Source organism: Streptomyces sp. NPDC046915, assembly GCF_040644935.1.
GTDB lineage: Bacteria > Actinomycetota > Actinomycetes > Streptomycetales > Streptomycetaceae > Streptomyces.
In genome coordinates this window covers 248,032-270,431 of sequence record NZ_JBEYXB010000004.1, presented here as the reverse complement: position 1 = coordinate 270,431, position 22,400 = coordinate 248,032, and the positions used below count along the sequence as shown (strand labels likewise).

General features: G+C 69.3%; 13 protein-coding genes. 2 read left to right on the top strand and 11 right to left on the bottom strand.

The window, feature by feature from the left end:
* Positions 1-319: 319 nt before the first annotated feature.
* From ABZ915_RS12495 to ngcE, 7 genes are all read right to left on the bottom strand, one after another.
* Positions 320-1,645 (bottom strand): sugar ABC transporter permease, encoded by a 1,326-nt coding sequence (locus tag ABZ915_RS12495; protein ID WP_361800138.1) that lies wholly within the window; start codon positions 1,643-1,645, stop codon positions 320-322.
* Positions 1,642-2,433, bottom strand: coding sequence for an ATP-binding cassette domain-containing protein (locus ABZ915_RS12490; protein ID WP_361800979.1), 792 nt, complete (start codon positions 2,431-2,433; stop codon positions 1,642-1,644). Before ABZ915_RS12490 ends, ABZ915_RS12495 begins: the two co-directional genes overlap by 4 nt.
* 252 nt (positions 2,434-2,685) lie before the next feature.
* Positions 2,686-3,774: a substrate-binding domain-containing protein gene (locus ABZ915_RS12485; protein WP_361800135.1), complete on the bottom strand. Its 1,089-nt coding sequence runs from the start codon at positions 3,772-3,774 to the stop codon at positions 2,686-2,688.
* 134 nt (positions 3,775-3,908) lie between these two features.
* Entirely contained in the window at positions 3,909-5,108 is a 1,200-nt protein-coding gene (locus ABZ915_RS12480; RefSeq protein ID WP_361800132.1) for an ROK family transcriptional regulator, read from the bottom strand.
* A 356-nt stretch (positions 5,109-5,464) separates the two neighbouring features.
* Positions 5,465-6,415: a carbohydrate ABC transporter permease gene (locus ABZ915_RS12475; protein WP_361800129.1), complete on the bottom strand. Its 951-nt coding sequence runs from the start codon at positions 6,413-6,415 to the stop codon at positions 5,465-5,467.
* 4 nt (positions 6,416-6,419) lie between these two features.
* Complete coding sequence (locus ABZ915_RS12470; protein WP_361800126.1) at positions 6,420-7,346, bottom strand: sugar ABC transporter permease; 927 nt, start codon at positions 7,344-7,346, stop codon at positions 6,420-6,422.
* A gap of 29 nt (positions 7,347-7,375) precedes the next feature.
* A complete protein-coding gene (gene ngcE, locus ABZ915_RS12465) occupies positions 7,376-8,827 on the bottom strand; it encodes an N-acetylglucosamine/diacetylchitobiose ABC transporter substrate-binding protein (RefSeq protein WP_361800123.1) in 1,452 nt (483 codons plus the stop codon).
* Between the two features lie 361 nt (positions 8,828-9,188).
* Between ngcE and ABZ915_RS12460 the strand changes: the two genes are divergently transcribed.
* Positions 9,189-12,992, top strand: coding sequence for a GH92 family glycosyl hydrolase (locus ABZ915_RS12460; protein WP_361800120.1), 3,804 nt, complete (start codon positions 9,189-9,191; stop codon positions 12,990-12,992).
* Between the two features lie 70 nt (positions 12,993-13,062).
* On the opposite strand, the gene ABZ915_RS12455 is transcribed toward ABZ915_RS12460, so the two are convergent.
* Positions 13,063-16,332: a GH92 family glycosyl hydrolase gene (locus ABZ915_RS12455; protein ID WP_361800117.1), complete on the bottom strand. Its 3,270-nt coding sequence runs from the start codon at positions 16,330-16,332 to the stop codon at positions 13,063-13,065.
* Between the two features lie 282 nt (positions 16,333-16,614).
* Between ABZ915_RS12455 and ABZ915_RS12450 the strand changes: the two genes are divergently transcribed.
* Positions 16,615-18,882: an NEW3 domain-containing protein gene (locus ABZ915_RS12450; RefSeq protein ID WP_361800114.1), complete on the top strand. Its 2,268-nt coding sequence runs from the start codon at positions 16,615-16,617 to the stop codon at positions 18,880-18,882.
* A 234-nt stretch (positions 18,883-19,116) separates the two neighbouring features.
* Here the strand turns inward: ABZ915_RS12450 and ABZ915_RS12445 are convergent, their stop codons facing one another.
* The 3 genes from ABZ915_RS12445 to ABZ915_RS12435 all read right to left on the bottom strand — a co-directional run bounded on the left by ABZ915_RS12445 (position 19,117) and on the right by ABZ915_RS12435 (position 22,389).
* Positions 19,117-20,217, bottom strand: coding sequence for a lytic polysaccharide monooxygenase (locus tag ABZ915_RS12445; RefSeq protein ID WP_361800111.1), 1,101 nt, complete (start codon positions 20,215-20,217; stop codon positions 19,117-19,119).
* A gap of 184 nt (positions 20,218-20,401) precedes the next feature.
* Entirely contained in the window at positions 20,402-20,890 is a 489-nt protein-coding gene (locus tag ABZ915_RS12440; protein WP_361800108.1) for a GNAT family N-acetyltransferase, read from the bottom strand.
* Positions 20,891-21,045: 155 nt separating this feature from the next.
* Positions 21,046-22,389, bottom strand: a complete 1,344-nt coding sequence (locus tag ABZ915_RS12435; protein ID WP_361800105.1) for a serine hydrolase domain-containing protein — start codon at positions 22,387-22,389, stop codon at positions 21,046-21,048.
* Between the last annotated feature and the right edge of the window lie 11 nt (positions 22,390-22,400).

Genomic DNA, 22,400 nt, shown 5'->3' with positions numbered 1-22,400 from the left:
GGGCACGGGGCTGCACCGATATGCGGCTCCGCCGCGCGGACGCGAACACAGGGACCGAGCAACCACAGCACGCCCAAAGGGGCACGGGGCTGCACCGATATGCGGCTCCGCCGCGCGGACGCGAACACAGGGACCGAGCAACCACGGCACGCCCAAAGGGGCACGGGGCTGCACTGATATGCGGCTCCGCCGCGCGGGCGCGACCACAGGGACCGAGCAACCACGGCACGCCCAAAGGGGCGCGGTGAACTGCGCGGCCAGCCACGACGGACCGGCACCCGCAGAACCACCGCGCCCCTGGGGCGACTGGGCGAACCGCTTACGCGCGCCCCGCGGCCTTCTGGCTGCGACGCGACACCGAGTCGATGACCACCGCACCCAGCAGCACCGCGCCGGTGATCATGTACTGGATCGACGTGTTCATGTTCAGCAGGTCCAGACCCGTCTGGATCGACTGGATCACCAGCATGCCCAGCAGGGCGGACCACACCGACCCACGGCCACCGAAGAGGCTCGTACCGCCGATGACGGCCGCCGCGATGGCGAGCATCAGCGTGTTGCCGCCACCCGCGTTCAGCGTCGCGCTCGCGGTCTGGCCCGCGAAGAACATGCCGCCGATCGCGGCGAACCCGCCGGAGATGGCGAACACGGTGATACGGACCATCGGCACGCTGATACCGGCACGGCGCGCCGCCTCGATGCCGCCACCGACCGCGAAGACCTTGCGGCCGTACGTCGTACGGCGCAGTACGAAGTCCACGACGACCAGCGCCGCGAGGAAGATCACCAGGGCGTTGGAGACACCTTCGGCGTTGTTCAGCACGGCCGCGGCGACGAAGGACGCGACGGCGAGCAGACCGACACGGACCAGGATCTCGCTGGTGGGCCGGAAGGGCACACCGGCGGCGCGACGGCGGCGCTGCTCGTTGAACGAGCCCACGGCCGTCAGCACGACACCGAGGCCGGCCAGCAGGTAGGCACCGACGATGGCCTGGTCCATGAAGAAGGAGCTCTGGCCGAAGATGTGCACCGGGCCGGAGTCGGCCGGGATGTTGATCGTGCCGCTGTCGCCCAGCAGCCACAGCATCAGACCGTTCCAGCCGAGGAAGCCGGCCAGTGTCACGACGAACGCGGGTACGCCGATCTTCGCGAAGAACCAGCCGTGCAGCGCGCCGATGCCGACGCCGGTGACGATCGTGAGGACGAGCGCCAGCCACTCGTTCATGCCGTGGTTGACGACGAAGACGGCGAACACCGTGGACGCCAGACCGCTGACCGAGCCGACGGAGAGGTCGATCTCACCGAGCAGCAGCACGAACACGAGGCCGATGGCGAGCATGCCGGTGGCCGAGAGGAAGTAGCTGATGCTCGACAGGTTGTCGGCGCTGAGGAAGCGGTCGTTCTTCACCTGGAAGATGGTCCAGATGATGATCAGGCCGATGACGACCGGCAGCGAGCCCAGCTCGCCGCCCTTGATCTTCCGCTTGAACTCGGTGATGTAGCCCTTGAAGCCCTCTTCACGGACCAGCAGGCGCGGGTCGACGATGGGGACGGCCGCGGACGTGGGGTCCTCGACGGAGGACACGGTGTCCTTGGACACGACCGGCTCCGGGTCCTTCTTCACGGTGTTCGACGTCTCGCTCACTTGGCCGCCTCCGCGGTGCGACGCCCCGCACGACGGGTCACGGCGTTGTCCGTGGCACCGGTGATCGCGGCGATGATCTCTTCGTGGCTGGTGTCCTTCACGGAGAAGGAGCCGTTGTTCTTGCCCAGGCGCAGCACGGCGACAGTGTCCGCGACGGCCTTGACGTCAGCCATGTTGTGGCTGATGAGGATGACGCCGAGGTTGCGCTCGCGCAGCCGCTCGACCAGGTCGAGGACCTGCGCGGTCTGCTCGACGCCGAGGGCGGCGGTGGGCTCGTCGAGGATGACCACCTTCGGGTCACCGATCAGGGCGCGGGCGATGGCCACGACCTGGCGCTGACCGCCGGAGAGGCTGGCGATCGGGATGCGGACGCTCGGGATGCGGATCGAGAGCGTGCTCAGCAGCTCACGGGCCTGCTTCTCCATCGACACCTCGTCGATGACGCCCCGGTGCAGCAGTTCGCGCCCGAGGAAGAGGTTGCCGACAACGTCGAGGTTGTCGCACAGCGCGAGGTCCTGGTAGACCGTCGCGACGCCGAGCCCCTGGGCGTCGTGCGGCTTGTTGATGCTGACCGGCTTGCCCTCCCACTCGATGACGCCCTCATCGATGGGGTGGACACCCGCGATCGTCTTGACCAGGGTGGACTTACCTGCGCCGTTGTCGCCCACCAGGGCGACCACTTCTCCGGCGTGGACCTCCAGCTCGACGTCGGTGAGGGCCTGGACCGCACCGAATCGCTTGGAGACTCCGCGCAACGCCAGCACGGGCGTAGCGGACACGTGAACCATCTCCTTCGCCGCCTGACCGGCGGGGATGCCGCGCTTGGGGGACAGGCGCGGAGGGACGTGCGAATGCACGTGGTCAACAAGATGAACATGCGCGAATCCGCTGCCCTTGGCAACGGGTCCGTCCGACGCCCGCCCGGCAGCGGGGTATGAAGGCCGGGGCGGGCGTCGGAGGAGTTCGCGGTTCCGCCGGGTGGTCACCGGCCGCTCGACGGCGGCCGGTACCGGCGGGGAGTCGCTCCTGCGAGCGGGGGATTACTGGAGGCCGGCGGCCTTGCAGGCCTTGGCGAACTCGGCGGTGCATATGTCCTGGACGGTGTAGACCTTGTCCTTGAGCACCGTCTCCTTGATGTTGGCCTTGGTGACCGACACCGGGGTCAGCAGCTGCGAGGGCACCTTGTCGCCGGAGCCGCTGGTCTGCGTGGTCGTGGCCAGGGACTTGATGTCCTTGCCCTCGAGCAGGTTGACCGCGAGCTGGGCGGCGGCGTCGGCCTCGGGCTTGAACGCCTTGTAGACCGTGCTGGACTGGGTGCCCGCGAGGATGCGCTGGATACCCGCGAGCTCCGCGTCCTGGCCGGTCAGCGGGATGCCGCTGATGCCGGCGCCCTTGAGGGTGGTGGCGATGCCACCGGCCATGCCGTCGTTGGCGGAGTAGACGCCCGCGATCTTCTTGGCGCCCAGCTGCGTGATGGCCGCCTTCATCTTCTGCGCGGCGACGGAGTCCTTCCACAGGCCGGACTGCTCGTAGGCGATGTCGACCTTGCCGTCGAGGGCCTTGTGCGCGCCCTGCTTGAACTGGCCGGCGTTCGGGTCGGCGTCGTCACCGTTGATCATGACGACCTTCGACTTCTTGGCCTTGGAGCCGAGCGCGTCGACCAGCGCCTGGCCCTGGAGCTCGCCCACCTTGACGTTGTCGAAGGAGACGTACGCGGAGACCGGGCCCTGGGCGAGGCGGTCGTACGCGACGACCTTGATGCCCTTGTTCACGGCGGTCTGGATGGAGGACTTGATGGCGGCGGAGTCCTGGGCGCTGACCACGATGACCTTGACGCCCTTGGTGATCATGCTGCTCACCTGCTGCGCCTGCTTGGCGGCGTCACCGGCGGCGTTCGCGTACTCGACCTTGCAGTCGGCGCAGAGCTCCTTCACCTTCGCGTCGAAGAGCGGGTGGTCGAACTTCTCGTAGCGCGCGGTGACGCTGTCGGGGAGCAGCAGACCGATGGTCTTGCTGCCGCCACCGGAGGAGCTGCTGCCGGAGTCGTCCTTCTTGTCGCCGGCCTTGCCACAGGCGGCCATCGACAGGGCCATCGAAACCGCAGCGGTTCCGATCACGACTCGACGCATGGTTGCGTTCATTTGGGGGTGCCTCCCTGACAGGGCCGCAACGCTGCGGCCGAGGTGGCTCGAAGTCAACTCGGCCGCAAGTTCGACGTCAAGAAGTAAATACTTAACGAGATGGCAACGGCGTCATGCGTTCTCTAAGTGAAGGCGGGTGCGGCGACCGCCAAAGTGCTGTCCAAAAGGGTAGAATCGCCCATTTCGCTGAGGGCGAGCGCAAGGGCCCCGAGCACCTCCGCGCGACCCCCGAGGGCCCCCGGGAGCACCGACAGCTGGCGGGCGGCGCTGGGGATGGCGTAGCGGCCGACGGACTCCCTGATCGGCCCCAGGACGAGCTCTCCGGCCTCGGCCAGATCGCCGCCGAGGACCACCCGGCTCGGGTTCAGCAGATTGCAGAGGTTGGCCACGCCGCTGCCGATGTGGCGGCCGACGTCGGCGATCACCCGGCGGCAGCCGGGGTCCCCGTCCCGGGCCAGCCGTACGACGCCCTCCATGGTCAGGTCGGTGCCGTGGCTGGACTGGAGGAGCGGGAGCACGTAGCGGGCGGCCGCGAAGGTCTCCAGGCAGCCGCGGTTCCCGCAGCGGCAGACCGGTCCGGCCTCGTCGAGCGTGATGTGCCCGATCTCGCCCGCCGTGCCGCCGGGGCCGCGGTAGATCTTCCCGTTGATCACCAGGCCGGCGCCGACACCGCTGGCGACCTTGATGTAAGCAAGATCACGAACCCCGCGTCCGCTGCCCCAGACCAGTTCGCCGAGGGCGCCGAGGTTGGCGTCGTTGTCCACGTGCACGGGCACGCCGAGCCGGGCCCTGAGCTCCTCGGCCGGGCGGGTACCGGTCCAGCCCGGCAGGATGGCGGTCGAGCCCAGCGTCCCGGACTCGACGTCGATCGGACCGGGTACGCCGACACCGACGCCGGCGATCTTGGAACGGTCGACGCCGGTCGCCTCGACCAGGCGGTTGACCAGCTCTTCCGCCCGGTCGAAGCCCTGTGTCGCGGAGGCGTCGACGTCCAGCGGCTCGGACTCCTCGGCGAGCACCTGGTGCGCGAGGTTCCCGATCGCCACGCGCAGGTGCGTGTGGCCGAAGTCGACGCCGATGACGATGCCGGCGTCACCGCTGAGGGAGACGCTGCGGGCCCGCCGGCCGCCGGCCGAGGTGGGGGTGACCTCGACTGTCCCGCCGTCCTTCAGTTCCCGCACGATATTGGAGACCGTCGCGGCGGACAGCCCGGTCGTCCGTGCGATCTCGGCCTGCGTGAGCGACCCGGCCAGCCGCACCGCCCGTACGACCCGTTCCAGGTTGGCTCGGTGCAGCGACGACTGCGACCCCGGAGTCTCCATCGACCCATCCACTCCCGCCATCGGCCGGGCGGCCCCTGCGCCGCCCGTGGCCCAGGTCACATCTGCGGAACCGGGCCACTTACAAGTTATGAACTCCAAACTCCGCTGAACGGCTTGCCGCAGTCAAGACCTTGACGGAAATCGCTGTCGCTTCGTATGTTGCGCCCCCGACATCCGCAGGATGCCCCCAGTCCACCTCGGAGCTGGGCGGGAGCCGTTCCGAAGGGGGTTCGAGGGGGGTGGCGGGGCTGCTGCGGTGGCCTGACGAGGGGGCGCCGAGGGGCCGGGGGGATCATTCAGCCGCGGAACCCACGGGGCCGCGGAGCGGTCGCCGGCACCGGCCGCCGGCGAGCAGGCTATTTCAATGCCCCCGCCGTAAGCCCCTGCACCACCTGCCGCTGGAACACGATGTACGCGGCGAGCACCGGCAGCATCGCCATCACCAGGCCCGCGAACAGTCCCGACCAGTCACCCTTGTAGCCCTGGCTGGCGGCGAGCTGGACCAGGCCCTGGGTGAGGACGCGTTTGTCGGGGTCGGTGTTGAGGACCGTGGGGAGCATGTACTGGTTCCACTGGCCCAGGAAATTGAAGATGCCGACGCTGATCAGGCCGGGCTTGGCCATCGGCAGCATGATCTGGAAGAACGTCCGGGTATGGGAGGCGCCGTCGACGAAGGCCGCCTCCGCCACCGAGGTCGGCAGCGTACGGAAGAACGCGGTCAGGAAGAAGACCGTGAAGGGCAGCGAATAGGCGATGTAGACCAGGATCAGGCCGTGGATGGTGTTCAGCAGGCCCATGTTGTTCACGACGTAGAACAGCGGGACCAGCGCCAGCATGATCGGAAAGCTCATGCCGCCGATGAACAGGTAGTAGATGAACCGGTTGCCCGGGAAGTCGAAGCGGGCCAGGACGTACGCCGCCATGGAGCCGAGCACCAGCGTGCCGATGAGCGACCCGCCGACCACCAGGACGGTGTTCAGGAAGTAGTCGCTCATGTTGGCGTCGGTCCAGGCCCGCGCCCAGTTGTCGAAGTGCAGCTTGTCCGGGAGCGCCCAGGGTGAGCCGAAGATGGAGCTGTCGTCCTTGAAGGACGTCATCACCGCCCACAGCAGCGGCATGACCACCATGATCGCCCAGATGACCAGGATGCCGTGCGAGAAGACGTTGAGGACGCGGCCCTCCTTCTTCCGCTCGGGCCCCGCTCCGGCCGGCACGCCCACCTTCACCACCGGGACACCGGACCGGGCCGAGGCCGAGGCGGGGGTGCCGGGGGTCCCCGGAGTGTCGGGGGATTCCGTCGTCTTCATGTGATCAGAACTCCAGCCGCTCGCGACGGCCCAGCCGCATCACGACCGCGGCGAAGGCCAGCGTGACGACGAGCAGGGCGACGCCGATGGTGGTGGCGTAGGCGGCCTGACCGTCCCGGAACGCCTTCTGGTACACGTACAGGACCATCACGGTGGTCGAGTAGTCGGGGCCGCCCGGCCCGGTCGTCATGATCTGTACGACCGCGAAGGACTCGGCGCCCAGGGCGAGGATGCCCATGTAGACCCAGCCGGACTGCACGGTGTCCCACAGCAGCGGCAGGGTGATGCGGAAGAACGTGGCGGCGCGGCCGGCGCCGTCCAGCAGCGCCGCCTCGTACAGGTCCGCCGGGATGGAGGCCATGCCCGCCGAGAACAGGACCACGAAGAAGCCGACCGTGGACCAGACGAGCACCGCCATCACGCACCACAGGGCCAGGTTCGGATCGCCCAGCCACAGCGGCTGGACGTGGTCGAGGCCGATCCCGCGCAGCAGCGAGTTGATCGCGCCGCTGTCGGGGTTGTACGCGAAGGCGAACAGGAGCGAGACGATCGCGATCGACAGCACCTGGGGGAAGAAGTAGACGATCTTGTAGAAGGAGGAGCCCCGGACCCCGGAGACCACCGGGCCGCTCCTCCTTCTGCGTCCACCCACGTTGATCATGAAGGCGAAGAACAGCGCCAGGCTGATCGTCACCAGCGGCAGCACGACCGCGAACATCAAGCTGTGCTGCAAGGACTTCCAGAAGATCTCATCGTTGAGCATCCTCTTGTAGTTGTCCACGCCGACCATCTTGAATTCGGGGCTCAGGCCGGTCCAGTCCGTGAACGAGTAGTAGATGGACTGGATGAAGGGCCAGACCACGAAGAGCGCGTACAGTCCCAGGGGGAGCGCCAGGAACCCCACGATGAACCGGTACTTGCCGTGCTGCATCGCCACTCCGGTGCCGATTCGAATACGGGCTACTGGTGCTTGTAGTGCTTGATCGACGTGTCCTTCGCGGCCGCGTCGGCGAAGCCCTGGATCTTCTTGATCGTCTCCGCCGGGGTGGCCCGTCCGGCCATCATCTCGCCGAGGCCGGCCACACCGATCTGTTCCTTCTGCAACTGCACGTACCAGTCCTGGAGACGCGGATTCACGACATTGTCGCCCGCCTTCTCCAGCGCGGCCACGCCCGACTTCAGGCCGGGGGTGAGGGCGATGCCGGAGGTGCCGCCGTTGTACGCGGTCAGGGACTTCACCTTGGCCGTGAAGTTCTTCGAGGACGCCTCGCTGAGCATGATGCGCAGCTGCTCCATGCCGCCCTCGGGGTTCGCCGCCTTGGCCGGGACGACGAAGGGTTCGCCGCCGGAGGCCCAGATGGTGCCGAAGGGCAGCTTGTCGGAGGAGTCGATGCCGGTCGGCGCGGAGACGGCGAGGTTGAAGTCCTTGGGGATGACGTTCGCGGACTCGTTCTCCACCCAGGAGCCGTTCGGGATGAACAGCGCCTTGCCCTTGGCCCAGGCGGTCTGCGACTGGATGTGGTCCAGGCCCGGGGTCCCCTGAAGGATGTAGCCCTTCTTGAAGAGCTCGTAGTACGCCTCGAAACAGGCCTTGACGGCCGGGTGCTTCCAGGCGTTCGGCTCCAGGTTGTCGATGGCGTCGAGCACCTCACGGCCGCCGACCTTGCCGATCATCGGGTAGAGCGAGAAGGGGATGTAGTACGGGTACTTGCCGGCGTACGTCCAGCCCGCCATGCCCTTCTTCTTCGCCTTGGCGCACACGGCGAGCATCTGGTCCCAGGTCTCGGGGTACTTCTCGTCCAGCGAGTCCAGGGCCTTCTGGGAGTACCAGACGCCGTACACCGTGTAGGCGTAGTACATGATCCAGACCGGCTTGCCGTCGAACTGGCCCATCTCCACGATGCCGGGGCGCAGCGTGTCGCGGACCTTCTTGTTCGGGTCGTCGTACGACGGGGCGTCCAGCAGCGGGGTGAGGTCGGCGAGCTGCTTCTTGCCGACCAGGACGCCCATGTCCATCTGCTCGGCGCCGGAGTTGTCGATGAGGTCGGGCGGGTTGCCCTGGTTGAAGCGGGGCTGGAGCGTGGACTGGATCTTCTGGGTGGCGGAGAACTTCACCTTCGCCTTGGGGAAGGCCTTCTCGTAGACCTTCACGGCGTCCTGGGCGTATTCCTTGCCGAAACCGCCGTCGAACAGGACGAATTCCATCTGCGCGCTGTCGTTGACGCCGAGCGGGTTCTTAGTGGTCTTCTTGCCCGTCTTGGCCTTGTCCTGGCCGCCGCCGCCACTGCTGGCGCACGCGGACAGGAAACCCGCCGCGGGTACGCTCAGCAGACCGAGGGCCGCGGATCGCTTGATCAGATCCCGGCGGCCGACGCCGTCGGCACCGTGGTTCGCTGCGGAAATGGATCCCATGCTCAAGTCCTCGCCTTCTCCAGGACTCAGGCGGTGAACCGGATCCTCCCGGCACCGCGGTCGGGTAGCGCTGGGTCGTGCAGGAAACGCCGAGTCGTGCAGGAAACGCCGACAGGTATAGTCCACTTCTCCGCAGCGAAGCAAGATCGAACGCAAGCTTGGTCATCGGTCTTTTCCGAGTTGAGACCTCGCGGAAATATGAGCCCCCTGTGCGTTCCACGCCGGAGAAATCCGCGCTATTAGGCCTGAATGCCACGCCCAACACCCTTGACATCACGGGCCACTTGACTCCCTACTGGTTCTTGCGTTCCGCAGTTGACAACGTTGTCCGATGAGTCGGGCGCAGGGAGGGTTTCCGTAGATGCAGCGGAGAACTCGGCACAGATGGGGTCCGGCGGTCGTCCTGGCGGCCGCCTTCGTCATGGCGGTCGGATCGCAGGGGGCCGCCGTCGCTCTGCCCGCCAAGGCACCGTCCACCGACCGGGAGTTCGCATCCTCGTTCGAACAGGGTGATCCGGCGCCGGACTGGCTGAACACCGTCGACACCGAGCCGGACGGCACCAAGCGCGCCTCGGGTGTCGACGGCGGGTACAGCACCGGCATTCCGGGCAATGTGACCGACCATGTCACCGAGGTGCGGGCCAGTGGCGAGAACACGGGCGCGGGCGAGGTGAAGGAGAACCTGGTCGACGGCGAGCCCGGCACCAAATGGCTGACCTTCGAGTCCACCGGCTGGGCCGAGTTCGACCTGGACAAACCCATCAAGCTGGTGACGTACGCGCTCACCTCGGCCAATGACTTCGCCGAACGCGACCCGCAGGACTGGACCCTGCAGGGTTCCACCGACGGCAAGGACTGGAAGACCGTCGACACCCGGTCGGGCGAGTCCTTCTCCGAGCGGTTCCAGACCAAGTCCTACGACCTCGCCGCACCGGCCGAGTACCAGCACTTCCGCCTCGAGATCACGAAGAACAGCGGCGCCCCGGACATCGTGCAGCTGGCCGACGTGCAGTTCTCCACGGGCGGCGGGGGCGGCCCGGTCCCGCAGGACATGCTCTCGCTGGTCGACCGCGGTCCGAGCGGCTCGCCGACCGCGAAGGCGCGGGCCGGGTTCACCGGAAAGCGGGCACTGCGCTACGCCGGACGGCACACGGCGGCCGGCCGGGCGTACTCGTACAACAAGATCTTCGACGTGAACGTGAAGGTGGGCCGCGACACCCAGTTGTCGTACCGCCTCTTCCCCTCCATGGCGGACGGCGACCGTGACTACGACGCCACCAATGTCTCCGTGGACCTGGCCTTCACCGACGGCACCCATCTGAGCGACCTGGGCGCGAGCGACCAGCACGGCTTCCCGCTGTCGCCGCGGGGGCAGGGCGCGTCCAAGGTGCTCTACGTCAACCAGTGGAACGACGTGGTCTCCCGGATCGGCTCGGTGGCGGCCGGGAAGACGGTCGACCGGATCCTGCTGGCGTACGACTCCCCGGGCGGGCCGGCGAAGTTCCGCGGCTGGCTCGACGACGTGGCGATAAAGCCGGTCGCCCCTCAGAAGCCCAGGGCGCACCTGTCCGACTACGCGCTGACGACGCGCGGCACCAACTCCACCGGCAGCTTCTCGCGCGGCAACGACTTCCCCGCGACGGCGCTGCCGCACGGCTTCAACTTCTGGACGCCGGTGACCAACGCGTCCTCGATGAGCTGGCTGTACGAGTACGCGCGGGCCAACAACGACGACAACCTGCCGACGATCCAGGCGTTCAGCGCGAGCCACGAGCCCAGCCCCTGGATGGGCGACCGGCAGACTTTCCAGCTGATGCCGTCCGCCGCGGCGGGCACCCCGGACACCGGCCGCGAGGCGCGGGCGCTGGCGTTCCGGCACGAGAACGAGACCGCGCGGCCGTACTACTACGGGGTGCGGTTCGAGAACGGGCTCAAGGCGGAGATGACCCCGACCGACCACGCGGCGGAGCTGCGCTTCACCTATCCGGGCGCGGACGCGAGTGTGCTCTTCGACAACGTCACCGAGCAGGCGGGCCTCACCCTCGACAAGGAGCACGGTGTCGTCACCGGCTACTCCGACGTGAAGTCGGGCCTGTCGACGGGGGCGACCCGGCTGTTCGTGTACGGCGAGTTCGACAAGCCGGTGACGGGCGGCGACGCGAGCGGGGTCAAGGGCTGGCTGCGCTTCGACGCGGGCGAGGACCACACGGTCACCCTCCGCCTGGCCACCTCACTGATCAGCGTCGACCAGGCGAAGGACAACCTGCGCCAGGAGATCCCGGACGGCACCTCCTTCGACACGGTCGAGGCACGCGCCCAGCGGACCTGGGACAAGCTGCTCGGCCGGGTCGAGGTCGAGGGCGCGACCCCCGACCAGCTGACCACCCTCTACTCGGGCCTGTACCGGCTGTACCTGTACCCCAACTCGGGCTTCGAGAGCGTCGGCGGCAAGGACCAGTACGCCTCCCCCTTCTCCCCCATGCCGGGCCCGGACACCCCGACGCACACCGGCGCGAAGATCGTGGACGGCAAGGTGTACGTCAACAACGGCTTCTGGGACACCTACCGCACGACCTGGCCGGCGTACTCCCTGCTGACCCCTTCTCAGGCGGGCGAGATGGTCGACGGTTTCGTCCAGCAGTACAAGGACGGCGGCTGGACCTCGCGCTGGTCCTCCCCCGGCTACGCCGACCTGATGACCGGCACCTCCTCCGACGTGGCCTTCGCCGACGCGTACGTCAAGGGCGTCGGCTTCGACGCGAAGGCCGCGTACGACGCGGCCCTGAAGAACGCGACCGTCGTGCCGCCGATGTCGGGCGTGGGCCGCAAGGGCATGAGCACCTCGCCCTTCCTCGGCTACACCAGCACCGACACGCACGAGGGCCTGTCGTGGGCGATGGAGGGATACGTCAACGACTACGGCATCGCCAGGATGGGCCAGGCCCTGTACCGGAAGACGGGCGAGAAGCACTACGAGGAGGAGTCGGAGTACTTCCTCAACCGCGCCCAGGACTACGTCGGCCTCTTCGACGGCAAGGCCGGCTTCTTCCAGGGCCGCGACGAGAAGGGCACCTGGCGGGTCGACTCGTCGAAGTACGACCCGCGCGTGTGGGGCTACGACTACACCGAGACCAACGGCTGGGGCTACGCCTTCAGCGCCCCGCAGGACAGCCGGGGCCTGGCCAACCTGTACGGCGGCCGTGACGCCCTCGCCGACAAGCTCGACAAGTACTTCGCCACCCCGGAGACGGCCTCCCCCGACTTCGTCGGCTCCTACGGCGGTGTCATCCACGAGATGACCGAGGCCCGGGACGTCCGGATGGGCATGTACGGCCACTCCAACCAGGTCGCGCACCACGTGATCTACATGTACGACGCGGCCGGCCAGCCCTGGAAGGCCCAGGCCGCCGTCCGTGAGGCGCTGTCCCGTCTCTACACGGGCAGCGAGATCGGGCAGGGCTACCACGGCGACGAGGACAACGGCGAGCAGTCCGCCTGGTACCTGTTCTCCTCGCTCGGCCTCTACCCGCTGGTCATGGGAAGCGGCGAGTACGCGATCGGCTCCCCGCTGTTCAAGAAGGCGACCGTCCACCTGGAGAACGGCCGGGACCTGGTGGTACGGGCGCCGCGGAACAGCGCGAAGAACGTCTACGTCCAGGGTCTGACCGTCAACGGCCGCCCCTGGACCTCCACCTCGCTCCCCCACTCCCTGCTCGCCAAGGGCGCGGTCCTGGACTTCCACATGGGTTCCAAGCCCTCCACCTGGGGTTCGGGCCGGAACGCGGGCCCGGTCTCCATCACCCGGGACGACGAGGTGCCGACGCCGCGTGCGGACGTCCTCAAGGGTGACGGCCCGCTGTTCGACAACACCTCGGCGACGGACGCGACGGTCACCTCGGTGGACCTTCCGGTCACCGGCCCGGCCACGCCCGTCCAGTACACGCTGACGTCGTCGGGCGACCACACGAAGGCCCCGACCGCCTGGACCCTCCAGGGCTCCGACGACGGCGTGACCTGGCGGACCGTGGACCGCCGCTCGGGCGAATCCTTCCGGTGGGACCGCCAGACCCGGGCGTTCACCGTCCCGAAGCCGGGCACCTACGCGAGATACCGGCTGGTGCTCGACGGGGAGTCGACGCTGGCGGAGGTGGAGTTGCTGGCCTGACCTCCGCCGGCGGCAGCGGAAGGGGCGGGTCCCTCGCGGGGCCCGCCCCTTCCGTGTCGCGGCCTGTTGCTCAGCCGGTGGCGAGGGTGAAGACGTGCAGGTCGGTGTCGTCCGGGAGGCGGACGCTCCTGATGGTCCGGCCGGACGGGGCCTCGAACGGTCTGGTGGCGAAGACGTAGGTGGCCACCGGGTCCTTGTCCGCTCCCGCGACATTGCGGTACGTGGTCCTGGCGACGGTCTCGTTGCCGTACTGGACGGTTCCGGAGCCGCCGCCGACGGTCCAGTCGGTGAAGGAGAGGTCGACGGTGTCGGTGGTGCCGTCGGTGTAGGTGACGGTCGCCTTGGCCTGCTGGTTGCCGTTGACCGCGCTGCCGACGAAGGACAGCCTGGCGGCCGGGGTGGGCAGTTCGATCGTCTGGCCGGACGAGGAGGCGTTGTCCGGGCGGCCGGCCGGTGAGTCGGGCCAGGTGAAGGCGAGGCCGTCGACGGTGCTCTGGTGGCCGGGGGTCAGGCCGGACGCGGCCAGGGCCTGGCGGGAGTAGCTCCAGCCGCCGCCGTCGTAGTCGGCCTCGTCGTGGTCACCGGTGTCGTCCGAGACACCGGTGTTGTCGTAGGCGGCGAGGAGGGTGCCGGGGGCGGCCACGGTGAGGGCGACCGGCTGCTCGTACGAGGTGTCGCCGGAGGTCACCGTGATCTTCACGTCGTAGAAGCCCTGCCGGATGCCGTCGGCCGCGGTGAGCGTGATCTCCTGGGAGCCGTCGGTCACCGTGCCCTCGGCGGGCGTGGCCTGGATGCCGTCCGGGGTCTCGACCCGGAAGCGGACCTCGGGGCCGGTGCCGCCGTTCAGGGACAGGGCGCGGATGTCGGCCTTCGTGGTGCCGCCCGGCGCGACGGTGGCCGCGGTCGGGCCGACGCCGATCTGGTACGGCTGCTCGCCCGCCCGGAAGGACGGCGGGGCGTCGGTCCTGCCCCAGGCGCGGTTCGGGGTGCCGGAGAGGGTGTAGTCGAGCCTGCCGCCGTCGCGGACGAAGGAGGCGGGCAGCCAAGGCCGGTCGCTGTCGCGGCCGTCGACCTTCAGGGACTGGACGTAGGGCGCGTCGGCCGCCGCTCCCCGGGCCCGGATGGAGATGTCGTTGCCGTGCGGCCGGTCGATCTCGACGCGCTCGAACAGGGGTGAGGCGAGGACGAGTTCGGCGCGGGAGGGGACCTGGGGGTACAGGCCGAGCGCGGAGAAGACGTACCAGGACGACATGGCGCCCAGGTCGTCGTTGCCGGGGATGCCGCCCGGCGCCGTCGACCACAGCTGCCGCATCGCCGCGCGGACGGTCTCCTGTGTCTTGTAGGGGGCGCCCGCGTAGTCGTACAGGTAGGGGACGTTGAGCGAGGGCTCGTTGTCCAGTTCGGACTTGGTGCCGCCGCTGCCGGTGAAGGCCCAGCCGCCGTCGGCGTCGTGGAAGAAGTCGTCCAGCCGGGTGAGCGCCTTGTCCGTGCCGCCCATCGCCGCGAACAGGCCCGCCGGGTCGTGCTGGACCATCCAGGTGTACTGGGCCGCCGTGCCCTCCACGAAGCCGTTGCCGGTGTCCGGGGTGAAGCCGGTGACCCAGCTGCCGTCGGCCTTGCGATTGGCGATGTAGCCGCCGCCGGGGTCGGCCGCGACGTTGAAGTTGTTCTGCCACCACTGGGCGCGGTGCGCGAAGGTGTTCGCCGTGTCCTTCTCCCCGGCCGCGGCGGCGAGTTGGGAGAGCGAGAAGTCGGCGGTGGACATCTCCAGCGTCTCGGCGGCGCCGCCCCAGGCGTTGGAGACACTGGGCATGTAGTGCAGCCCCAGGTATTTGTCGAGCGAGGGACGCTGGCCCACCGACAGCACCGGCTTGCCCGCCGCGGACAGGTCCTGTGCGGTGGGGACGGTGGCCGCCTTCACCAGGGAGCCGAGAGCGCCGCGCAGGTCGAAGTGCGTGCCGCCGAAGGCCCGGATGCCCGCCAGCGCGGTGGGCGAGGGGTCGCCGTTCATCACGTGGGTGCCGCTCGCGCCGTGCAGCCAGCGGTCCCAGACCCCGCCGTTCTGCCGGGCCAGCTCGTACAGCGACTGGGCGACGTCCGAACCGGTGCGCGGATCGAGGAGGGTGAGCAGCTGCACCTGGTCGCGGTAGACGTCCCAGCCGGAGAAGGTCCCGTACTGGGCCCGGTGGCCGTGGCCGACCTGGTGCACCTCGCCGTCGCCGCCCCGGTAGCGGCGGTCGGCGTCGCTGATGACGTTGGGGTGCAGCAGGGAGTGGTAGAGGGCGGTGTAGAAGGTGGTGCGGTCGGGGTCCGTGCCGCCGCCGGTCCGGATCGCGCCGAGCCGGTCGCGCCAGGCGCGGCGGGCCGCGTCCCGTACCGCTTCGAAGGAGCGTCGTGGCGGGTTCTCGGCCGCGAGATTGGCCTCGGCGCCCGCCTGGCTGACGTAGGAGACGCCGACCTTCATGTTCACCGGACCGGTGCCGGGCGCGAACTCGACGTAGCCGCCCGCTCCCTTGCCCGCGACGGGCCGCCCGCCGTGCGAGAAGCCGCCGGTGCCGCCGGAAGCGGTCGTCGCGCCGGGGGTGAGGACATCGTCCTGCCAGGTGCCGGTGGCCTTGAAGGCGCGGTCGAAGCGGGCGGTGAAGTAGAGGGTGTAGTAGGGGCGTTGGCCCTCGGGATCGAGGTAGCCGCAGAAGTCGCCGGAGGTCACCGAGCCGGAGATCGTACGGGCCTCGGGGTCGATGCTCACCGTGGAGTCTGCCGAGCCGACCTCGGAGTTGGCGGTGCGCACCAGCAACGAGGCCGGTTTGCCGTCCGGGAAGCCGAAGCGGGCCGAGCCGGTGCGCTCGGTCGCGGTGAGGTCGGCGGTGACACCGGAGGCGAGCCCCACCTCGTAGTGACCGGGCTCCGCCTTCTCGTCGGCGTGGCTGAAGTCGGAGGCGTAGACGGCGTCCTTGGTGTCGCTCGCCGGGGAGGAGGTGACCTCGCCCGCGTACGGGAAGAACGGGATGTCGCCGCTGCCGCCCGCACAGCCCGTACCGGACATGTGGGTGAGGCTGAAGCCGCGGATGCGGGTGGCGTCGTACTGGTAGCCGCCGGGCGCGGCCGTTCTGGTCGCGTCGCCGCGGGTGTTCTCCGGGCTGAAGGAGAGCATGCCGAACGGCACGACGGCGCCCGGGAAGACGTTGCCGCCGTTCTTGGTGCCGATCAGCGGATCGACGTATGCCGTGGGGTCCTTGACGAGATCCGGCGGGGCGGCGGTCGCCGCGAAGCCGAGAGCAGGGGATCCGCCGGCCGCGAGCGCGGCGGCCAGCAGCAGGGACATGGGACGGAAACGCATGACGCGGCCCTTCCTCCTGACGGACGGGTCGCGCACCACGGGTCGCACAAGCCGCATGGACAGTAACGTGGGCCAGCCGTACCACGGAAGACCGCGTGCCGCTCCCGGGCCACGCGCGGGGCCACTCGCCGGGGCGATTCCCCTGTCGCTGCGGTGGATCAGGAGACTTGACTCGTTTTTGGCCAGGAGCTCTGTGTGGTGACTGACGTTCGATCGCGTTCACTTGACGGGACTCACGGGGTTGGTTGTTGGCGTTTTCTGAGCCGGTTGGGTGGTCGTGTCATGAGTGGACAGATCCGTGCCGTGCTGGCCGCGTTCACCGGAGTGCTGCTGCTCTCCACGGGAATCGCCGCCACGGGCGACCGGCCCGCGCGAGCCGATGACAACGGTGTCGGGCTCAAGCCCGTACTGGGGTGGAGCAGTTGGAGTTTCGTCCGCCGCGATCCGACCGCGCAGAACATCGAGGCGCAGGCGAAGGCGCTCAAGGACAGCGGACTGGCGAAGAACGGTTTCGTCTATGCCAACGTCGACGACTTCTGGTACGGATGCCCGGGCAGCCAGGGGCCGAGCGTCGACAAGTACGGCCGTTGGGTCACCGACGAGTCGAAGTTCCCGTCGAGGGGTGGTGAGAACGGCATCCAGGTCGCGGCCGACCACGTCCACTCCCTGGGGCTGAAGTTCGGCCTGTACGTCACACCCGGCGTCTCCAAGCAGGCGGTCTCGCGGAACACCGAGATCCAGGGAACCGCTTACCACGCACAGGACATCGCCACCGCGACGGCGGAGAAGAACTACAACTGCGGCGGCATGGTCGGCATCGACTACACCAAGCCCGGCGCGCAGGCGTTCATCGACTCCTGGGCCGGTCAGTTCGCCGGCTGGGGCATCGACTACCTCAAGATCGACGGCGTCGGAACCCCCGACGAACAGGACGTCAGGGCCTGGTCGGACGCCCTGCGGCACACCGGCCGCCCCGTCCACCTGGAACTGTCCAACAACCTCGACATCGACAACGCCGCCACCTGGGCCAAGCTCTCCAACGGCTGGCGCACCGGCGGCGACATCGAGTGCTACTGCGGACCGGACGGCAGCAGCTACCCCCTGACCACCTGGGCCTCCGTCGCCTCGCGGTTCGACCAGGTCGCCACCTGGGCGCCCTACGGAGGTCCCGGCGGCTACAACGACTACGACTCCCTCGAGATCGGCAACGGCGACCACAGCGGCCTGACCCCCGACGAGCGCCGGACCCAGATGAGCCTGTGGTCACTGGCCGCCTCCCCGCTCGTCCTCGGCACCGACCTGACCCACCTCGACCCGGCCGACCTCGCCCTGCTGAAGAACACCGACGTCCTCGCGGTCGACCAGGACGGCATCGACGCCAAGCGGATCTCCTGGGACGCGGACTCCCAGGTGTTCGCCAAGACCGAGCCCGACGGGGACGTCGTCGTCGGGCTGTTCAACACCGGTCCGGCTCCCCGGGAGGTGGCCACCACCGCCGCCGCACTGGGCCTGCCCCCGGCACGCGACTACGCCCTGCGGGACCTGTGGAGCCACCGGCCGACCGAGTCCGCGGGCCGGATCGCCGCCGACGTCCCGGCGCACGGCGTGGCCCTGTACCGCGTCCACGGCGCCGACCACGTGGCGGCGGGCGCGGCCCCGGCTGTCTCGCTGGCGCTGAACTGGGCCTCCACCCCGAGCGACAGCACCACGCGTACCGTGACCGCGGTCCTGTCCGACAACGGGTCCCGGCCGGTCACCGACGCGGGCCTGACGCTCACCGGGCCGTCCGGCACGAAGATCACCGCGCATTCCGCGACGCGGGCCCGGACGATCCACGGCGGCGGCGCGTTGCAGGCCACGTTCACCGTCTCCATCCCGTCCTCGGCCGAACTGTTCGCCTCCAGCGCGTTCCAGGGGGCGGCGGCCTATCGCCTTGGATCCGCCGGCACGACCCGGCTGACGGCCGGTGACACGATCATCGTCAACCACCCGGTGACGGCCCCGTACCGGACGTTCGCCTCCACCACGGCGAGCTTCAGCGAGTCCGGCAGCCGGCTCGGCATCCGCGCCCAGGGCGCCGACCTGTACAACACCACCAACGAGTACGGCTCGATCTATCTGCCCGGGGCCGAGCACGACGGTTCCGTGACCACGGTGAAGATCGACTCCCAGTCGGACACGGGCGGGTGGGCGAAGGCCGGGATCATGGTCCGCAACGACATCACCCGGTCCAGCACCTCGCCGGGCTACCTGGCCCTGGTCGTGACCCCGGGCAACGGCTACCTCCTCGACCGGGACAGCGACGGCAACGGAACGCTGGACTCCCAGGACCCGACCGGCACCGCCACCTACCCCTCGTGGCTGAAGCTGGTCCGCGACGGCACCACCTACAGCGGCTACTACTCCACCGACGGCTCCACCTGGAACCTGGTCGGCACCGAGAACGTCCCGGCCGCCGCGGCCACCCAGGACGTCGGTCTCACCCAGACCTCGCAAGCCTCGGGCACCACCGGCGAGGCCGACTTCGACGACTTCACCACCACCCCCTGACCCACAGCCGGCGAGGCGCTCACGACCCCGTGAGCGCCTCGCCGTGTCTTCGGACGGGTTCTTGACATCGTTGTCCGCTCGCGCGGTAAAGTCATGCACAGACCAAGTCGACAACGTTGTCGTGCCCCACGCCGTCGCCTCAAGCCGCGCAACAAGCCACCCAGCAAGCCCCGCACCCACCCGCACACGTCCGGGCGGGCCCCTCCCCCTTCGGGGCCCGCCCGGAGCGGTCGTTCAGCCGACCTGACAGGGCAGGGTCGTCATACTGTCACCGCCGGAGCCCTGGACGACGTATCCGAACGTCGTACTCTGGCCCGGACTCAACGAGCCGTTCCAGTCGACGTTGTGGACCATCACGCCCTGTCCGCTGTAGGTCGCGTTGCCGCTCCACAGGCTGGCCACCGACTGCCCGCTCGGCAGCGTCCAGTCGACCATCCAGCCGAGCATCGGCACGTCACCGCTGTTGGTGACGGTCACCTCGGACTGGTAGCCGCCGGGCCAGCTGTTGGTGGTCTTCCGGGTGGCCGTGCAGGTACCGGGCGGCGGCTCGGTGGGGTTGCCCGGGTCGTGGATGCCGGTGACCTCGCCGTTGCCGCCGTCGAAGACGACGTCGGAGCAGGAGTAGAAGGTCTCCGTGCTGTCGGAGCGCTGCCACACCATGTAGATGATGTGGCGCCCCGACTTGTTGGCCGGCAGCTTGCCGGACCAGGAGTAGTTGGCCTCGACCGTGCCCGGGGTGCCGTTGAGCGGCGGGTGGTCGACGGTGAGGAAGGGCTGGTCCTCCATCTCGTCCCAGGTGAGCGGCTTGGTCGGGTCGTAGCCGTCCTTGGTGACGTAGACGTAGAACCAACCCGGGTGCGCCGCCCACGCGTTGTACGAGAAGTCGACGGTCGCGCCGGAGGTCAGATGGGTGACCGGCCAGTCGTCGCGGGCGGCGTTGAAGCCGGTGAAGTTGGGGTTGCCGCCGCTGCACAGTTGGCCGTCGGGCACGAAGCCGCGGGTGCGGCCGGCGCCGTCCGAGCGCAGCACGGAGAACCAGTTGTAGAAGGGCGTGGTGCCGCTGACCTGCTGGGCCGCCTTGCAGGCGGGGTTGACGGGCTTGATCTCACCGGTGCTGGTGAGCGCGTCCTGCCAGCACAGGAAGGTACGGCTGCCCGGCTTCATCGGGGTCCCGTGCGCCTCCGCGCGGCCGCCGGCGGCGAGGATGAGACCGAGGGCGGGGACGGCGGTGAGAAGGGCCAGGAGGACGAGGAAGAGGGCGTTGCGACGGGTGGGGTGGGGTAAGCGGGGGTGCTCCGCTCCGGGCGCTGTTGTTGCCCTTGTTGTCACAGGCATGACACATCTACCTCTGGGTTGACGGTCGTGCGGGAGCTGGGGGTGCGTAGGGGTGCTGGAGGTACCGGGGACACCGGGGTGCTGGGGTGCCGGGGATGAGGTGGGAGCGAACCCAGCGGCGGGTTCCGGTCCATCGATGGGAGCGCTCCCACCTCACGTACTTCGGAAGCTAGCTCGCGGCGCGTCAGATGTAAACGGTCTGCGAGGGTGGTCTGCCGGGCCGATGCGGGTTGGTGGACATTCTGATCTTGATGTCCTCCTCGCCGTGCCGAGCCACTTCATGCAGGCCCAGGCGCCGGTAGAGGGCCTGGGCTCGCTGGTTGACGGCGAGGACGTCCAGGGTGAGGTCCCGGCCTTGGCGGCGGGCCTGGTGCAGGAGGCCGCGGATGAGCTCGCCACCGATGCCGCGTCTCTGGTGGTCGGGGTGGAGCTCGATCCGCGCCAGGTAGGTCTCCGTCGGCCGGTGCTCGACGTGGAGCAGGCCGGCGTCCGTGCCGTCGGCGGTGATGATCTGCCAGCGGCCCGGCGTGAACGCGCGGGCGTGGAAGCCGCGTTGAGCCTGTTCGTCCCAGCCCCAGACAGCCGTGATGTAGCCGCCCATGGCGGCTTTGTGCAGGTGGAAGCAGTACTCGCTGTCCGCGGCGGTGGCCGGCCGCAGGCCGATGTCGGTCACTGGGGAAGGTACGCCCTTCGCGTGCGTCGCCTGCGACATCGCCGCGGGTCTCTCGGGGTGCTCGCACTGCTCGCGAGCGGCACGTTCATGGTGGTGGCAGCAGGCTACCGCGGTGTCGGCGCGCTGACCGCGGTCGTCGGCGAGGCCCTCGTCGGTCAGTTCCCGGCTGGGACCACCGGGCCGAAGGAGGCGGCGGCTATCTGCTGGATGCAGCGGATCTCGGTGCCGTCGAGGTTGGTGGGGTTGACGGAGTAGACGATCTTGCGGGAGAGGTCGCGGGTGGCGAACACACCGCTGGTGTAGCCGGGGCGGGAGCCGGTCTTCCCCCAGACCACGACGCCGTTGGAGGACTTGACCCTCATCATGCCCATGGTCATGCAGGCCCGGCCGGCGTCCGTCTCGGTGCGGCACTGGCTGCTGTGGAAGCTGGGGACGTCGGGAACCGTGAACAGCTCGGCCTGCTGGGCCGGCGGGAGGAGACGGCCGCGGAAGAGCCCGGTCGTGAAGCGGTCGAGATCGGCGGGGGTGGAGATCATGCCGCCCTCGGCCCACGGCCAGGGGCTCTGCTCGGTGACGTCCACCGGGTGCGTGGTGCCGTCCGAGGACTTGACCGTCAGGTAGCCGTGCGAGTGCGGGCCGGGCAGGCGCGGGTCGTCGGCGTCGGGGACGTAGGTGTCGCGCAGGCCGAGGGGCCGGGTTATCCGGGACCGCACCTCGTGGGCGAAGGTGTGCCCGGTGACCTTCTCGATCAGCAGGCCGGCGACGTAGTAGTTCATCCCGTTGTACTGCTGTGCCGTGCCCGGCGCGAACTGCATCGGCTGGCCCGCCATCAGGTCGGTCACCTGCCGCGGGGTGAAGCTCTTCAGACGGTTGGCGGCGAACCATTCCGGGCTGCCGTCGCCGAAGTCCGGGCTCGCGGCGCCGCGCGGCAGTCCGCTGGTGTGATTGAGCAGCTGGCCGACCGTGACGGGCGGCAGATCGGCGGGCAGGACGCCCGGCAGGTACTGCTGGACAGGCGTGTCCAGGTCTATCCGGTGCTCGGCGGCGAGTTGGAGAACGACGGTGGCGGTGAACACCTTGGAGATGCTGCCGATCCGGATGTGCCCGTCGCCCGGGACGCCCTGACCGGTCTCCAGGTCGCCCACGCCCGAGGTGCCCGACCAGCGGCCGGCGCTGCCGGTGATCCGAAGCAGCGCGCCGGTGACGTCCGCGCTGGGCAGGCCGCCGATGGCCGCCCTGAGCTTCGCCGGGTCGAGCGCGGGCAGCGGCGCGCCCGTGGCGGAGGCGGCGGGCGCCGTGGCGGCGGCGGGAGCCTGGGCGGCGGCGGAGGCGGGAACGGCCGCGCTCGCGGCCAGTACGGCCAGTACGGCCGATAAGGCGCCGGAGGCGGCCAGGGTGGACCAACGGGTACGACGCGCACGGTAGTTCACGGTGAGGCTCTCCAAGTGGTGGCGGTCGGACCGGTGGTCGACCGGCCCGACCACGAGTCTCGTGCACACCGGCAGCGCCG

Bases quoted from the DNA above. Each gene is read 5' to 3' on its own strand.
- ABZ915_RS12490 (WP_361800979.1), bottom strand. From the start codon at position 2,433: ATGGTTCACGTGTCCGCTACGCCCGTGCTGGCGTTGCGCGGAGTCTCC.
- ABZ915_RS12480 (WP_361800132.1), bottom strand. From the start codon at position 5,108: ATGGAGACTCCGGGGTCGCAGTCGTCGCTGCACCGAGCCAACCTGGAA.
- ABZ915_RS12455 (WP_361800117.1), bottom strand. From the start codon at position 16,332: ATGCGTTTCCGTCCCATGTCCCTGCTGCTGGCCGCCGCGCTCGCGGCC.
- ABZ915_RS12475 (WP_361800129.1), bottom strand. From the start codon at position 6,415: ATGAAGACGACGGAATCCCCCGACACTCCGGGGACCCCCGGCACCCCC.
- ABZ915_RS12450 (WP_361800114.1), top strand. From the start codon at position 16,615: ATGAGTGGACAGATCCGTGCCGTGCTGGCCGCGTTCACCGGAGTGCTG.
- ABZ915_RS12445 (WP_361800111.1), bottom strand. From the start codon at position 20,217: ATGCCTGTGACAACAAGGGCAACAACAGCGCCCGGAGCGGAGCACCCC.
- ABZ915_RS12470 (WP_361800126.1), bottom strand. From the start codon at position 7,346: ATGCAGCACGGCAAGTACCGGTTCATCGTGGGGTTCCTGGCGCTCCCC.
- ngcE (WP_361800123.1), bottom strand. From the start codon at position 8,827: ATGGGATCCATTTCCGCAGCGAACCACGGTGCCGACGGCGTCGGCCGC.
- ABZ915_RS12485 (WP_361800135.1), bottom strand. From the start codon at position 3,774: ATGCGTCGAGTCGTGATCGGAACCGCTGCGGTTTCGATGGCCCTGTCG.
- ABZ915_RS12460 (WP_361800120.1), top strand. From the start codon at position 9,189: ATGCAGCGGAGAACTCGGCACAGATGGGGTCCGGCGGTCGTCCTGGCG.